Source organism: Burkholderia sp. LK4 (genome assembly GCF_001043615.1).
Classification (GTDB): Bacteria; Pseudomonadota; Gammaproteobacteria; order Burkholderiales; family Burkholderiaceae; genus Burkholderia; species Burkholderia cepacia.
Genome location: NZ_LDUL01000101.1, coordinates 1 through 14,399, shown reverse-complemented (window position 1 = coordinate 14,399; position 14,399 = coordinate 1). Strand labels below are relative to the sequence as shown.

Annotated in this window: 16 protein-coding genes and 1 riboswitch; of the genes, 2 read left to right on the top strand and 14 right to left on the bottom strand. The window is 68.4% G+C overall.

What is annotated here, in order from left to right; genetic code table 11:
- Nucleotides 1–2: 2 nt before the first annotated feature.
- The 14 genes from murA to VK92_RS35880 all read right to left on the bottom strand — a co-directional run bounded on the left by murA (nt 3) and on the right by VK92_RS35880 (nt 11,113).
- Nucleotides 3–1,352 (bottom strand): UDP-N-acetylglucosamine 1-carboxyvinyltransferase, encoded by a 1,350-nt coding sequence (murA, locus tag VK92_RS35945; RefSeq protein ID WP_027788541.1) that lies wholly within the window; start codon nt 1,350–1,352, stop codon nt 3–5.
- Between the two features lie 14 nt (nt 1,353–1,366).
- Nucleotides 1,367–1,606: a BolA family protein gene (locus VK92_RS35940; RefSeq protein WP_006477131.1), complete on the bottom strand. Its 240-nt coding sequence runs from the start codon at nt 1,604–1,606 to the stop codon at nt 1,367–1,369.
- Between the two features lie 56 nt (nt 1,607–1,662).
- Nucleotides 1,663–2,418, bottom strand: coding sequence for an ABC transporter permease (locus tag VK92_RS35935; RefSeq protein WP_048026521.1), 756 nt, complete (start codon nt 2,416–2,418; stop codon nt 1,663–1,665).
- A complete protein-coding gene (locus VK92_RS35930; protein WP_021161862.1) occupies nt 2,415–3,341 on the bottom strand; it encodes an ABC transporter ATP-binding protein in 927 nt (308 codons plus the stop codon). The genes VK92_RS35935 and VK92_RS35930 overlap by 4 nt, the downstream gene beginning before the upstream one ends.
- 192 nt (nt 3,342–3,533) lie before the next feature.
- Nucleotides 3,534–3,809, bottom strand: a complete 276-nt coding sequence (locus tag VK92_RS35925; RefSeq protein ID WP_027788544.1) for an STAS domain-containing protein — start codon at nt 3,807–3,809, stop codon at nt 3,534–3,536.
- Nucleotides 3,806–4,435: an MlaC/ttg2D family ABC transporter substrate-binding protein gene (locus VK92_RS35920; protein WP_042976633.1), complete on the bottom strand. Its 630-nt coding sequence runs from the start codon at nt 4,433–4,435 to the stop codon at nt 3,806–3,808. Before VK92_RS35920 ends, VK92_RS35925 begins: the two co-directional genes overlap by 4 nt.
- A 111-nt stretch (nt 4,436–4,546) precedes the next feature.
- On the bottom strand, nt 4,547–5,476 hold the full coding sequence (locus VK92_RS35915) for an MlaA family lipoprotein (RefSeq protein WP_048026530.1): 930 nt from the start codon (nt 5,474–5,476) through the stop codon (nt 4,547–4,549).
- A 31-nt stretch (nt 5,477–5,507) separates the two neighbouring features.
- Nucleotides 5,508–6,071 (bottom strand): outer membrane lipid asymmetry maintenance protein MlaD, encoded by a 564-nt coding sequence (gene mlaD, locus VK92_RS35910; RefSeq protein WP_048026531.1) that lies wholly within the window; start codon nt 6,069–6,071, stop codon nt 5,508–5,510.
- Nucleotides 6,072–6,101: 30 nt separating this feature from the next.
- A complete protein-coding gene (gene mlaE / locus VK92_RS35905; protein ID WP_021164333.1) occupies nt 6,102–6,869 on the bottom strand; it encodes a lipid asymmetry maintenance ABC transporter permease subunit MlaE in 768 nt (255 codons plus the stop codon).
- Nucleotides 6,866–7,687, bottom strand: a complete 822-nt coding sequence (locus VK92_RS35900; RefSeq protein ID WP_006477138.1) for an ABC transporter ATP-binding protein — start codon at nt 7,685–7,687, stop codon at nt 6,866–6,868. The genes mlaE and VK92_RS35900 overlap by 4 nt, the downstream gene beginning before the upstream one ends.
- Nucleotides 7,688–7,771: 84 nt before the next feature.
- A complete protein-coding gene (gene thiE, locus VK92_RS39255; RefSeq protein ID WP_048026523.1) occupies nt 7,772–8,896 on the bottom strand; it encodes a thiamine phosphate synthase in 1,125 nt (374 codons plus the stop codon).
- Nucleotides 8,893–9,708 (bottom strand): thiazole synthase, encoded by an 816-nt coding sequence (locus VK92_RS35890; RefSeq protein WP_021163925.1) that lies wholly within the window; start codon nt 9,706–9,708, stop codon nt 8,893–8,895. The genes thiE and VK92_RS35890 overlap by 4 nt, the downstream gene beginning before the upstream one ends.
- A 38-nt stretch (nt 9,709–9,746) precedes the next feature.
- Nucleotides 9,747–9,944 (bottom strand): sulfur carrier protein ThiS, encoded by a 198-nt coding sequence (thiS, locus tag VK92_RS35885; protein WP_011350713.1) that lies wholly within the window; start codon nt 9,942–9,944, stop codon nt 9,747–9,749.
- A 32-nt stretch (nt 9,945–9,976) separates the two neighbouring features.
- Nucleotides 9,977–11,113, bottom strand: coding sequence for an FAD-dependent oxidoreductase (locus tag VK92_RS35880; protein WP_021163926.1), 1,137 nt, complete (start codon nt 11,111–11,113; stop codon nt 9,977–9,979).
- Nucleotides 11,114–11,338: 225 nt separating this feature from the next.
- Nucleotides 11,339–11,462, bottom strand: a riboswitch (TPP riboswitch).
- Between the two features lie 269 nt (nt 11,463–11,731).
- Between VK92_RS35880 and VK92_RS35875 the strand changes: the two genes are divergently transcribed.
- A complete protein-coding gene (locus VK92_RS35875; protein ID WP_048026525.1) occupies nt 11,732–13,501 on the top strand; it encodes an ABC transporter ATP-binding protein/permease in 1,770 nt (589 codons plus the stop codon).
- Nucleotides 13,498–14,274, top strand: coding sequence for an SDR family NAD(P)-dependent oxidoreductase (locus VK92_RS35870; protein ID WP_048026526.1), 777 nt, complete (start codon nt 13,498–13,500; stop codon nt 14,272–14,274). The genes VK92_RS35875 and VK92_RS35870 overlap by 4 nt, the downstream gene beginning before the upstream one ends.
- The last annotated feature ends 125 nt before the right edge of the window (nt 14,275–14,399 follow it).

Sequence of the window (14,399 nt, the reverse complement as noted above, 5' to 3'; positions counted from 1 at the left end):
GGTCATGCTTGGCTCCCGGAAAGGCGGCGCACGTTCGCGCCGACAGCGGTCAGTTTGGCTTCCATGCGGTCGTAGCCGCGGTCCAGGTGATAGATGCGGTCGACGAGCGTTTCGCCGTCGGCACGCAGCCCGGCGATCACGAGGCTCGCCGACGCACGCAGGTCGGTCGCCATCACGTTCGCGCCCGACAGCTTCTCGACGCCCGTCACGAGCGCGGTGTTGCCGTCGATCGTGATGTTCGCGCCGAGCCGGTTCAACTCCTGCACGTGCATGAAGCGGTTCTCGAAAATGGTTTCGACGACCTGCGCGGTGCCCGTCGCGACCGTATTGAGGGCCATGAACTGCGCCTGCATGTCGGTCGGGAACGCCGGGTATTCCGACGTGCGGATCGTGACCGCCGACGGCCGGCGGTCCATCTTCACGCGCAGCCAGCTGTCGCCTTCCTCGATCGACACGCCAGCTTCGCGCAGCTTGTCGATCACCGCGTCGAGGATGTGCGGGCGCACGCCCGTCAGCATCACGTCGCCGCCCGCCGCCGCGACCGCGCACAGGAACGTGCCGGCCTCGATGCGGTCGGGGATCACCGAATGGCGCGCGCCGTGCAGCCGCTCGACGCCCTGGATCACGAGGCGGTCGGTGCCGATGCCGTCGATTTTCGCGCCCATCGCGACCAGCAAGTGTGCGAGATCGCTCACTTCCGGCTCGCGCGCCGCGTTTTCGATCACCGTCTCGCCGTCTGCCAGCGTCGCGGCCATCAGCAGGTTCTCGGTGCCCGTCACCGTGATCATGTCGGTCACGATGCGCGCGCCCTTCAGCCGCTTCGCGCGGGCTTCGATGAAGCCGTGCTCGATGCTGATCTCGGCGCCCATCGCCTGCAGGCCCTTGATGTGCTGGTCGACCGGCCGCGCGCCGATCGCGCAGCCGCCCGGCAGCGACACCTTCGCCTCGCCGAAACGTGCGAGCAGCGGCCCGAGCACGAGGATCGACGCGCGCATCGTCTTGACGAGCTCGTACGGCGCCACGAGGTTATCGACGCGCGACGCGTCGAGCTGCACGCGGCAGCCGTCGGTCTCGCTCTTCACGCCCATCTGGTTCAGCACCTTCAGCGTGGTGCGCACGTCTTTCAGGTTCGGCACGTTGTCGAGGTCGACCGGATCGGCGGTGAGCAGCCCCGCGCACAGGATCGGCAGCGCGGCATTCTTCGCGCCCGACACGACGATCTCGCCCGACAGGCGGTGGCCGCCTTCGATCACGAGCTTGTCCATCCCATGGCCATGCGATTCCCCGTTGGCGGCCGGGTGTGCCGTGGCGACGCTCTGGACGGCGTCGCGCTCGTTGACGGTGACTTGCACTCAGTGAGTTCCGGTTATGCGTTCTGCCATTCGGCGGGCGTCAGCGTCTTCATGCTGAGCGCGTGAATTTCCTGCTTCATGCGATCGCCGAGCGCCGCGTAGACGAGCTGGTGCCGCTGGATCGGGCGCTTGCCTTCGAAGGCCGCCGACACGATCGTCGCGAAGAAATGCTGGCCGTCGCCTTCGACTTCCAGATGCGTGCAGGCGAGACCGCCGGCGATGTATTGCTTGACCTGTTCGGGAGTCGGCAACATGGTGTAAGGCTCCTGTCGGCGCGCGCCGCCTGGATGGCGGCCGCTGCCTGTCGATATCAATGACGCAGTTTGTAGCCGGTCGCGAGCAGCCGCATCGCGATCAGCGCGAGCAGCACGAAGAAACCGGTGACGATCGCGAGGCTCGCGAACGGGTTGATGTCGGACGCGCCGAAGAACCCGAAACGGAAGCCGTCGATCATGTAGAAAAACGGATTGAGACGCGAGATCTCGCGCCACACGGGCGGCAGCGAATGCGTCGAATAGAACACGCCGGACAGGAACGTCAGCGGCATGATCAGGAAGTTCTGGAACGCGGCGAGCTGGTCGAACTTCTCGGCCCAGATCCCGGCGATCAGGCCGAGCGTGCCGAGGATCGCCGAGCCGAGCAGCGCGAACGCAATGATGAACAGCGGCGCCGCGAAATGCATCGGGATAAACCAGATCGTCACGACGAACACGCCCGTGCCGACCGCGAGGCCGCGCACCACGGACGCGAGCACGTACGCGCCGAAGATGTCGCGGTACGACAGCGGCGGCAGCAGCATGAACACGAGATTGCCGGTGATCTTCGACTGGATCAGCGACGACGAGCTGTTCGCGAACGCATTCTGCAACACGCTCATCATCACGAGGCCCGGTACGAGAAAACTCACGTACTCGACGCCCGGATAGACCTCGACGCGGCCCGACAGCGCGTGGCCGAAGATCGTCAGGTACAGCAGCGCCGTCACGATCGGCGCGAGCACCGTCTGGAACGACACCTTCCAGAAACGCAGCAGCTCCTTGTAGAACAGCGTTTGAAACCCGCTCATGCCAGTCCCTCGATCACCTCGGCCCCGTTCATCACCTGGACGAACACGTCTTCGAGGTCGGCCTTGCGGACCTCGATCTCGTCGAATGTGCAGCCCGCCGCGCGGCATTGCGCGAGGATCCGCTCGACATCGTCGTAGCTCGTCAGGCGCAGCAGGTGCTCGCCCGGCGCGCGCGCGGCCGGATCGGTCTCCAGCCCGCGCAGCTCGGTGGGCAGCGCGCCCGTTGCCAGCCGCAGGTACAGCTGCAGCCCGGCGAAGCGGCGCAGCAGCGCGTCGGTGCGGTCGAGCGCGACGACTTCGCCACGGCGCAGCATCGCGATGCGGTCGCACAGCGACTCGGCTTCCTCGAGGTAGTGGGTGGTCAGCACGATCGTGTGACCTTCGCGGTTCAGGCGCGAGATGAATTTCCACAGCGTCTGGCGCAGCTCGACGTCGACGCCGGCGGTCGGCTCGTCGAGCACGATCACGGGCGGCCGGTGCACGAGCGCCTGCGCGACCAGCACGCGGCGCTTCATCCCGCCGGACAGCGCGCGCATGTTCGCGTCGGCTTTCTCGGTGAGGTCGAGATTGGCCATCACCTCGTCGATCCAGTCGTCGTTGCGGCGCAGCCCGAAATAGCCGGACTGGATCCGCAGCGTCTCGCGGACGGTGAAGAACGGGTCGAACACGAGTTCCTGCGGCACGACACCGAGCGCGCGGCGCGCGCCACGGAAGTCCTTGACGACGTCGTGACCGCGCACCGAGATACTGCCTTCGTCGGCCCGGGCGAGCCCGGCGAGGATACTGATGAGCGTGGTCTTGCCTGCGCCGTTGGGGCCGAGCAGACCGAAAAACTCGCCTTCCTCGACCGACAGGCTGACGCCCTTGAGCGCCTGAAGCGATTTGTAGCGCTTCTTGACGTGACGGATTTCTATGGCTGACATGACTGTGCGCGGCGCAAGGGCCGCGACGCCTATTCTGTGCTTGCTGCGAATGAAAATGGGGGCCGGACGCCGATTGGCTGCCCCGCAAAACGCTTGATTATAGGGCAAACCGGCTGGTGGAGCCGGTGCCGGAGGCACGCGGCCTGAAGCGTGCGCGCGCCGGCTGGCGCGGCAGGCTCCGGTCGGACAGGGTCAATGTCGCCCGGTGCCTTCGATGAGCGCGTCGACGCCGTAGGCGCGCGCGAGGCTGGCGAGCTTCGGGGGGAGATTGAGGATGTCGAGGGTCGCGCCGCGCGCCTTGGCGGCACGTTGCCATGCGAGCAGCACGGCGAGCGCGGACGAGTCGAACTGCGTCAGCGCCGCGCAATCGACGGCGGTCGCGCCCGCGCCGATGCGCGCAAGACCGTCCGCGAGCGCGGACTTCGCGCTCGCGACGGTCAGCGAGGAGCCGGCTTCGAAACCGCTCACGACGCTTGCTTGCCGGCGGCAAGTTGCTGGTTGCGCTGCGTGAGGAACTGGATCAGGCCGTCCACGCCGCTTTGCTGGATCTTCTCGTTGAACTGCTGCTGGTACGTCTGGATCAGCCATGCGCCGAGCACGTTCAGGTCATACACCTTCCAGCCGTTCGCCGTCTTGTACAGGCGGTAGTCGATCTGGACCGGCTGGCCGTTGTTCATCGCGACCGTCTTGACCACGACGTCGGTATCGGCCGAATCGGCACGGAACGGCGGGTACTGGATCTGCTGGTCCGGCTTCAGCTGCGCCAGCGCGCCCGAATACGTGCGGATCAGCAGCAGCTTGAACTGCTCCTGAACCTGCTGCTGCTGTTCGGCCGTCGCCGTGCGCCAGTTGCGGCCCATCGCGAGCTGCGTGGTGCGGCGGAAATCGGTGTACGGCAGGATGTCCTTGTTGACGATCGAGATGATGCGGTTGGTGTCGCCCTGCTTGATCGTCTGCTGCTTGACTTCGTCGAGCACCTGCTGCGTCGCCGTCTTGATCAGCGCCTGCGGGTTCGACTGGTCGACTTGCGCGTGGGCTGCGCTGCCGAACGAGAACAGCGCCGCGAAAACGGGGATCAGGAACAGTTTTTTCATCATAGTGACCTGCATGAATAAGTCGATGCGAAGGTTGGAGCAGGTAGCTTACGCGCAAGTTCGCGCACGCTACCGACTGAATCGTTTCTGGCTGTAACGAATGTAAATCCGTCAGTGCAGACGAATGCTCGGGAAGCGGAACCCGCCCGGCGACGGCGGCGCCACCTGCATCGGCGGCACGTTCGTCTCGCTGGCCGGGTTCGGCGATTCGGCCGCGCCCGATGCGCCTGCCGGCGCCGTCGCGCCGCCCACCGCTGCCGCGCCCGCCGTACCGGCTGCCGCCGGTGCCGCGCCGTCGTCCGGCAGGTCGTACTTCGGCAGCGCGTCGTTGCTCGACGTCGCGGCCGCCTCGCCGCGCGCGTTGCTGATCAGCATCTGGCGGCGCTGCAGGTACGCGTTACGCACGAACGAATACTTGTCGAGTGCCGCGGCATCCAGCACGTCGCCCGCGCCGAGCAGGTTCGAGCGCGTGTTGACGAGGTTGACGCCGAACAGGCCCCAGCTCAGGCCATCCGGCTTCACGTAGGTGAGCGGGTTGCCGACGTAGTCGACGCCCAGGCCGGCCGTGTCGCGCAGCGTGCTCGGGCCGAGCAGCGGCAGCACCAGATACGGGCCCGACGGCATGCCGTAGCGGCCCATCGTGATCCCGAAGTCGGCCGTGTGCTTCGGCAGCTTCGCGATCGTCGCGACGTCGAACAGGCCGCCGACGCCGAACACCGTATTGATCACGACGCGCATGATGTCGCCGACGCCGTCCGCGATCCGCAGCTGCACGATGTTGTTCGCCGCGATGTAGACGTCGCCGATGTTCGAGAAGAAGTTCGTCACGCTGTCGCGAACCGGCTGCGGCACCACGTACTGGTAGCCCTTCGCGACCGGCTTCAGCGCATACGTATCGACCGTGTCGTTGAACTTGTACATCGTCCGGTTGAAGCCTTCGAGCGGATCGCCCTTGGTCGGCGTCTGCACGGTCGCGCAGCCGCTCAACGCGGCGACTGCCGCTATCGCCAGCGCGGCGTGCCTGATGCGGATCGTCTGCATGGTCATTACCCTCTTCTAATCTCTCGTGTGGTTATTGGGCCGCGGCACCGGACGCGGCGGGCGCAGCGGACACCGCCGACGCCGGCACCGCCACCGGTGCAGGCGCGGCCGGCGCGCCGGCTGCCGGCTTCGCGCCGCCCGCATCGGCGGCCTTGCTGTAAAGGAACTGGCCGATCAGGTTCTCGAGGACGATCGCCGATTGCGTCATCGTGATCGTATCGCCCGACTTCAGCATTTCGGTGTCGCCGCCCGGATCGAGGCCGATATATTGCTCGCCGAGCAGGCCCGACGTCAGGATCTTCGCCGACGAATCCTTCGGGAACTGATACTGGCCGTCGACATCGATCGTGACAAGCGCCTGGTACGTGTTCGTGTCGAAACCGATCGCCTTCACGCGGCCGACCACGACGCCCGCGCTCTTCACGGCCGCGCGCGGCTTCAGCCCGCCGATATTGTCGAATTTCATCTTCACCGAGTAGGTCGGCTGAAACGAAAACGAGCTCATGTTGCCGACCTTCAGGGCCAGGAACAGCACCGCAAGGAAGCCCACCACCACAAACAGGCCGACCCAGAAGTCGAGAGCAGTCTTTTTCATCGTCATCCCAAAATTTGGCTTGGCTGAGGCTTAGCTGAACATCAGCGCGGTCAGCAGGAAATCGAGGCCGAGTACGGCGAGCGACGCGAACACGACCGTCTTGGTCGTCGCGCGCGACACGCCCTCGGGCGTGGGCTTCGCTTCATACCCTTGAAACAGTGCAATGAAGGTCACGGCGAACCCGAACACGATGCTCTTGATCACGCCGTTGCCGACGTCGGCCCAGACCTGGACCCCGCCCTGCATCTGCGACCAGAACGCACCCGGATCGACGCCGATCAGCACGACACCGACGAAGTAACCGCCGAGCACGCCGACCGCGTTGAAGATCGCGGCCAGGAGCGGCATCGCGATGATGCCCGCCCACAGGCGCGGCGCGATCACGTTCTTGATCGGGTCCACCGCCATCATCTCGAGCGCGGTGAGCTGCTCGCCGGCTTTCATCAGACCGATCTCGGCCGTGAGCGACGTGCCCGCGCGGCCCGCGAACAGCAGCGCGGTGACGACCGGCCCGAGCTCGCGCACGAGCGACAGCGCGACCAGCAGGCCGAGCGCTTGCTCGGAACCGTAGCGGTTCAGCGTGTAGTACCCCTGCAGGCCGAGCACGAAGCCGACGAACAGGCCCGACACGGCGATGATCACGAACGAATAGTTGCCGAGGAAGTGGATCTGCTTCGTGACCAGCCGCGGCCGGCGCAGCAGCGGGAAGAATTCCAGCACGAGGCGCACGAACAGCCGCGTGCCGTAGCCCGCGCGCTCGAGGCCGCCGATGACGTAACGTCCGATCGCGCTGATCATGCGCGCCCTCCGCCGAGCCCGAAATCCGCCGCCAGCGGCGGGCTCGTGTAATGAAATTTGAACGGGCCGTCCGGCGCGCCGTCGATGAACTGCCGCACGCTCGGATCGGTCGACGCGCGCAGCTCGTCGGGCGTACCCTGCGCGAGCACGCCGCCATTGGCCAGGAAATACACGTAGTCGGCGATCGCGAACGATTCCGGCACGTCGTGCGTGACGAGGATCGACGTGGCACCCAGCGCCTGGTTCAGCGTGCGGATCAGGTTCGCGGTGATGCCGAGCGAGATCGGATCGAGGCCGGCGAACGGCTCGTCGTACATGATGAGCTGCGGATCGAGCGCGATCGCGCGCGCCAGCGCGATGCGGCGCGCCATCCCGCCCGACACCTCGGACGGCATCAGGTCACGCGCGCCGCGCAGCCCGACCGCGTTGAGCTTCATCAGCACGAGGTCGCGGATCAGGTCTTCGGGCAGGTCGGTATGCTCGCGCAGCGCGAACGCGACGTTCTCGAACACCGACATGTCGGTGAACAACGCGCCGAACTGGAACAGCATGCCCATCTTGCGGCGCAGCGCATACAGGCCGTCGCGCGTTTGCGCGCCGACATCGGCGCCGTCGAACAGCACCTGGCCGCGGCGCGCACGCACGAGGCCGCCGATCAGGCGCAGCACGGTCGTCTTGCCGCAACCCGACCCGCCCATGACCGCGACGACCTGCCCACGCCCGAAGCGCAGGTTCAGGTTGGACAGGACGAGGCGGTCGCCGTAGCCAAAGTCGACGTCGCGAAGTTCCAGCAGGGTCTCGGTAGGAGTGGGGCTCACGGAGCTGACAGTCCTTTTACGCAGAACGCCGAATTATAGGGCCTGCATTGGAATGATGTCGTGACGCCGTTCCGGGCCCTGCGGTCAATGATTGTCAAATTGTCCGGGAAAACATTGCTGCAATGCAACAACGGCAGCCCGATAGTCGGCCGCGCCCGTCACCGCACTGACCACCGCGACACTGCCGACACCCGTCGCCAGCACGGCCGGCAGCGCATCGAGCCCCACCCCGCCGATCGCGACGAGCGGCGCACGCGCCCCCGCGAAGCGTGCATAGCGGGCAATCCGCGCCAGGCCCTGCGGCGGCGCGGCGACGGTCTTGGTCGCGGTCGCAAACACGGGGCCGAGCGCGAGGTAGCTCGGGCGCTCGTGCAATGCGCGCAACATTTCGTAATAACCGTGGCTCGAAAGTCCGAGCCGCAGGCCTGCGCGCGCGATCGCGGCCAGATCGGCCGTTTCGAGGTCTTCCTGGCCCAGATGAACGCCGTACGCCCCCTCTTCCACGGCGATCTGCCAGTGATCGTTGATGAACACGCGCGCATCGGGATGGCGGCGCCCGGCCGCGACCGCACGTGCGATTTCCCGCCGCAACGTGTCCGGCGTCGCGCCTTTCACGCGCAGTTGCACGGTCCGCACACCGCAATCGAGCACGCGCTCGACCCATTCGGCGTCCGGCACGACCGGATAGAGGCCGAGCTGCGCGGGGCACGGCGCGAACGCGGGCTCCGGCGCGGCCGGCAGCCCGGCGACACGCGGGAACCGCGCGGCGTCGACCGGCCACGCATCGGCGGCGCGCGTTTCGTCGCCGTCGCGCCAGGCCAGCGCCAGCACCAGCGCGTCGACCGGCGCAAAGCCGCAGTCGAGGAACGCGGCGAGCGCGGCAATCCAGTCGTCCGCGAGCGGGTGCGCGGCGTCGAGCGCGTAGCGCGCGCCCGCCGTGTGCAGCACCGCACCCTGCTCGTCGAATTCGATCGCGACCGCGCCCGGCGCCGCGGGCCGCGACGCGGCCGACGCGCGTGCCTGCGCGGCGCGGTCGCCGGCCGATACGATCAGCACGTCGCCGTCGGCCGGCGCGTCGGGCACCGCGACGCAAAGCCGCCACGGCGCGGCGGCGCCCGGCCAGTCGCCCAGCCGGGCGCGAATCCGTTCGGCCGCTTCGGCCAGTTCGTCGGCCGGCGGCCAGAATGCATCGGCGAAACGCACGCTCATGCGCCGCCCCCGTCCTGGTGCCAGAACGGCATCCCGACGACCGGCGTGCTGGCGTGCGCGGTCTCGCGCGCGTCCATCGGCCCGGCGAGATACGCGGCACGGCCGGCCTCGACGCCCTGCGCGAACGCACGCGCCATGATCTCCGGGTGCGTGGCCTGCGACACGGCGGTGTTCAGCAACACGCCGTCGAAGCCCCATTCCATCACCTGGCACGCGTGCGACGGCACGCCGAGCCCGGCGTCGACGATCAGCGGCACGTCCGGCAGGCGCTCGCGCAGCACGCGCAGCCCGTACGGGTTCACGACGCCCTTGCCGGTGCCGATCGGCGCACCCCATGGCATCAGCGCCTCGCAGCCGGCGTCGAGCAGGCGCCGGCCGATCACGAGATCCTCGGTGCAGTACGGCAGCACCTTGAAACCGTCCTTGACCAGTTGCGCGGCCGCCTCGATCAGGCCGACCGGGTCGGGCTGCAGCGTGTAGTCGTCGCCGATCAGCTCGAGCTTGATCCAGTCGGTGCCGAAGACTTCGCGCGCCATGTGCGCGGTCGTCACGGCTTCGGCGACGGTCTGGCAGCCGGCCGTGTTCGGCAAGAGCGGCACCGCGTGGCGCTTGAGCAGGTCGAAGAAGCCGGCTTCGGCCGTGCCGCCCGTCATCTGGCGGCGCAGCGCGACCGTCACCATCCCGGGGCGCGACGCGGCGATCGAATCGGACAGCGACTGCAGCGACGGATAGCGCGACGTGCCGATCAGCACGCGGCTTGCGAAGGTTTCGCCGTACAGCGTCAGCGCGTCGGCGGAGGTGAGGGACGTCATGTCGTTTTCCTGAAAGAGCGGGGACGAACCGGCGGCGCTCAGCCGCCCGCGACCGGGTGCACGACGTCGAGCTTGTCGCCCGCCGCGAGTGCGCGCGCCGCGTGCTGCGTGCGCGCGACGAAGTTGCCGTTCAGCGCGACCGCGTACGGCGGACGCGCGCCGTACGCGGCGAGCGCGTCGGCCACCGTTGCGCCGTCGGGCAACGTCAGGTTCTGTTGGTTGATCTGGATGTCCATGAGGCTTCGTCGAATTCGGTCGGCGGTGCGCGTCAGGCCGGCTGGCGCGCGTCGTTGCGGTGATGAAGGAGCGTGGGCCAGCGTTCGGCGTCGCGCCACGCGGCGAACGCGTCGGGATCGCCGAACGCGCCGCCGAGCGCGGCTTCGGCAAGGGCGACGGCCGCGTGCGCGACTTCCGGCGCGATCATGAAGCCGTGCCGGTACAGGCCGTTGACGGCGAGCGTCGACGCACCATCCCAGATCACCGCCGGGCGATGATCGGGCAGCGTCGGCCGGCACTGCGCATTGAGTTCCAGGATGCGCGCCTCGCCGAACGCCGGATGCACGGAAAACGCCGCGCTCAGCAGTTCGAGCGCGGAGCGCACGCTGACGGGCGACATGTCCTCGCCCTCCACCTCGGTCGCGCCGATCACGTAGAGATCGTCCTGCTTCGGTGCGATGTAGAGCGGGTAGCGCGGATGCAGCAGCCGCACGGGCCGGGTGAGCCCGATGCCGGGCGCGTGCACGCGCGCGACTTCGCCGCGGATGCCGCGCAACGCGGGCAGCGCGGGTTTCGCGCCGAGCCCGCGGCAATCGATCGTGAAATGCGCGGCGGGCAGGTTCGCATCGTCGATCGTGACGTGCCAGTGCAGGTCGACGCCGCGCTCGGCGAGGCCGGCCGCGAGCGCGCGCAGCGCCTGGCGATTGTCGAGCTGGCCTTCGTTCGGCAGCAGCAGGCCGCGCGCGAAGCGGCCCGCGAGCACCGGCTCGGCCGCGTCGACCTGCGCGCCGGCGAGGGTCACGAAACCGCTGTCGAACAGGCCGGCCGGCGCGTTCGCGCGCACGCGCCGCTCGAACAGCGGCGCCTCCGCGCGGTCCGCGTGATGCCAGACGACGAGCGTGCCGTGATGCTGGAAGAAGACGGGTTCGGGCAGTTCCGCGAGCCACTGCGGCCAGCGCGCGAGCGACGCGGCGCCGAGCTCGGTGATCAGCAGCTCCGCGCTCGCCGCTTCCGCGAGCGGTGCGAGCATGGCGGCCGCGATCCACGCGGCCGACTGCTCGCCGTCCGGGCCGCCGCGCTCGTAAAGCGCGACGCGATGGCCGTCGCCTGCGAGCCGCCATGCGATCAGGCGGCCGACGAGGCCGCCGCCGAGCACCGCGAAATCGGGGTGGGTGTCCCGGACGTTCATCGCGCCCCCTCCGCGCGGGCGCGCCCGACGAACGTCGACGCGCACGCGCCGCCGCATGCGAACGCACGCGACATCGGGCCGGGAACCATGCAAAAGACTGAAGATTGTGCGGTCATCATTCCTTCCGTAACGCGCAATGCGCGTACCCAAAAGGACGAAACCGGCAGCAAAGGCCGGCCGGGCGGGACTCGGGCGCTGACCATGTGGGATGGCAGCCAGCGCGACCCGGCGGGATCAGAAACTTCCCTCGCCGGTATTACCCGGATCGGGTGCGAAGGGTCTTTCTCAGCCTCATTGCGCTGCCCGGAACATCCGCCGGCCGCGCTACAAAGCACCCCTGTTTCGTCGTCGGCCATTAGACCATAAAAGCGGAAAGCGCCGCAAACTGTCCCCCTTGCGGCAAATTCGCCGTCGTGCCGCGCCGCTCTGGCACAATGCCCGCAGGCCGGCCGCACGAGCGGCCGGTTGCCGCGTCACCGCCGGCCTTAAGTGCCGTTTAAGACACGCGGGCGACCATCCGGACGCCCGCCGTCAGTCGGCGCCGCGTCCCGGCATGCCGTATCGCGGCGCGCGCCCGGCTTCGCCCGGCCCGCGCGCCGGCTACTCATCAGGAAGCACATGACCCAATCGATCGATCCCGTCCGCTCCGCCTCCGACGCGCCGCAGGACGAGCGCCCGGTATCCGCATGGAGCCTCATCAAGCCCTACTGGGTATCGTCCGAATGGAAAATCGCATGGGGCCTGCTGGTCGCGATCATCGCGATCAACCTCTGCGTGGTCTGGATCAACGTCCGGCTCAACAAGTGGAACGCGGAGTTCTACAACGCGCTGCAGTCGAAGGACGTCCACGACTTCCCGAACCTGCTGATGCAGTTCTCCGCGCTCGCGTTCGCGTTCATCATCCTCGCCGTGTACGGCCGCTACCTGCGGCAGATGCTCGGCTTCCGCTGGCGCCAGTGGCTCACCGATCGTTTTCTCGGCCAGTGGCTCGGTGATCGCGCGTTCTACCGGATCGAACGTGACCGTCTCGCCGACAACCCCGACCAGCGGATCACCGACGACCTTCAGTCGTTCTCGACAACCACGCTCGCGCTGTCGCTCGACCTGCTGTCGACGGTCGTCACGCTCGTGTCGTTCATCACGATCCTGTGGTCGCTCGCCGGCGCGCTGACGCTCTCGCTCGGCGCGACGCCGATCACGATCCCCGGCTACATGGTGTGGGCGGCGGCGCTGTACGCGGTGGTCGGCTCGCTGATCATCCAGAAGGTCGGCCACCCGCTCGTGTCGATCAACTACCAGCAGCAGCGCGTCGAGGCCGACTTCCGCTTCGGGCTGATCCGCGTGCGCGAGAACGCCGAGCAGATCGCGTTCTACGACGGCGAGAAGACCGAGACCGGCAACGCGCAAAACCTCTTCATGCGCATCCGCGACAACTGGTGGCGCGTGATGAAGTACACGAAGCGGCTCACGTTCGTGCTGAGCTTCTACGGGCAGATCGCGATCATCTTCCCGCTCGTCGTCGCCGCGCCGCGCTATTTCGCGGGCGCGTTCTCGTTCGGCGTGCTGATGCAGATCTCGTCCGCGTTCGGTACCGTCAGCGATTCGTTCTCGTGGTTCATCAACAGTTACTCGACCCTCGTCGAATGGCGCGCCACCGTCAACCGTCTGCGCGAATTCAAGCGCGTGATGGGCACGTCGCACCTGAAGGAAAGCCTGTCGCCCGCGACCGAGCACGGCGGCATCAACCTGCATTACGTCGACGCCGCGAAGCTGTCGACGTCGTCGCTCAAGCTCGCGCTGCCGAACGGCAACGCGCTCGCGAACATCGGCAGCGTCACGATCGAGCCCGGCTCGCGCTGGCTCGTGATCGGCAAGTCGGGTTCCGGCAAGAGCACGTTCATGCGCGCGCTCGCGGGGCTCTGGCCGTTCGGCGACGGCGCGATCGATGCGCCGGTCGGCGCGCGGATGATGTTCGTGCCGCAAACGAGCTATCTGCCGATCGGCACGCTGAAGGCCGCGCTCACCTATCCGGCGACAGCCGACGCGTTCAGCGACGAAGCCTGCCGCGACGCGCTGCGCGCATGCCGCCTCGACGATTATGCCGAGCGCCTCGACGAGACCGCGCACTGGACCCGCGTGCTGTCGCCGGGCGAACAGCAGCGCCTTGCCGGCGCGCGCGTGCTGCTGCACAAGCCCGACTTCCTGTTCCTCGACGAAGCGACGAGCGCGCTCGACGCCGACAACGAGGCGCGCCTGTACCACCTGTTCGCCGAACGGCTGCCGAAGGCCGCGATCGTCAGCATCGCGCACCGCGAGTCGCTGGCCGCGTTCCATATCGGCACGATCAACGTCGAGCGCGTGAACGACAGCGACAAGGTCGCCGCGTGAGGCCACGCGCCGCGCACGTCGCCCGGATCGCGCTGATCACCGGCGCCGGCTCGGGGATCGGCGCGGCGCTCGCGCGGCGGCTCGCGGCGCCCGGCATCGCACTGGCGCTGCACGCACGCGGCGCGGACGAAGCGGCTCGCGCGCGGCTCGCCGAAGTCGCCCGCGCGTGCACGGCGGCCGGCGCGGAGTGCGTCACGCTCACCGGCGATCTCGGCGAGCCGGGCGTGGCCGCGTCGCTCGTCGATGCCGCCGCCACACGCTTCGGCGGGCTCGATCATCTCGTCGCCAACGCCGGCTTCGCCGCGCGGCAATCCTTTTCCGGTCTTTCTTCGGACGCGCTCGCCTCCGCCTTCGCGGCGATTCCCGGCGCGTTCTCCGCGCTCGCGGGCCGCGCGCGGCCGCTGCTCGAGGCGTCGGCCGCGCCGCGGATCGTCGCGGTCAGTTCATTCGTCGCGCACCGCTACCGCGCCGACGCGCCGTTCGCGGCCACCGCCGCCGCGAAGGCCGCGCTCGAATCGCTCGTGCGCACCGCCGCCGCCGAATTCGCCGCGCGCGGCATCACCGTCAACGCGGTCGCGCCGGGCTTCACGCGCAAGGACCACGGGCCGAGCGCCGGCAACGCCGACGCGTGGGCGCAGGCCGAACAGGCGACACCGCTCGGCCGGATCGCCGAACCCGACGACGTCGCCGCGCTGATCGCGTTCCTGCTGTCGGATGCGGCGCGACAGATCACCGGGCAGATCGTCCACATCGACGGCGGCCTGACGCTCTGAATCGAGCGGCCGTACGTCGTGCGGTCGCACGGGAGGTCGCTGCCACCGACGTTGGCGTGGCACGCGAGCGCGATCGGCGCTCGCACGTTCCCGGGACACCCGCCGTTCCACGCCGCCCTCCCACC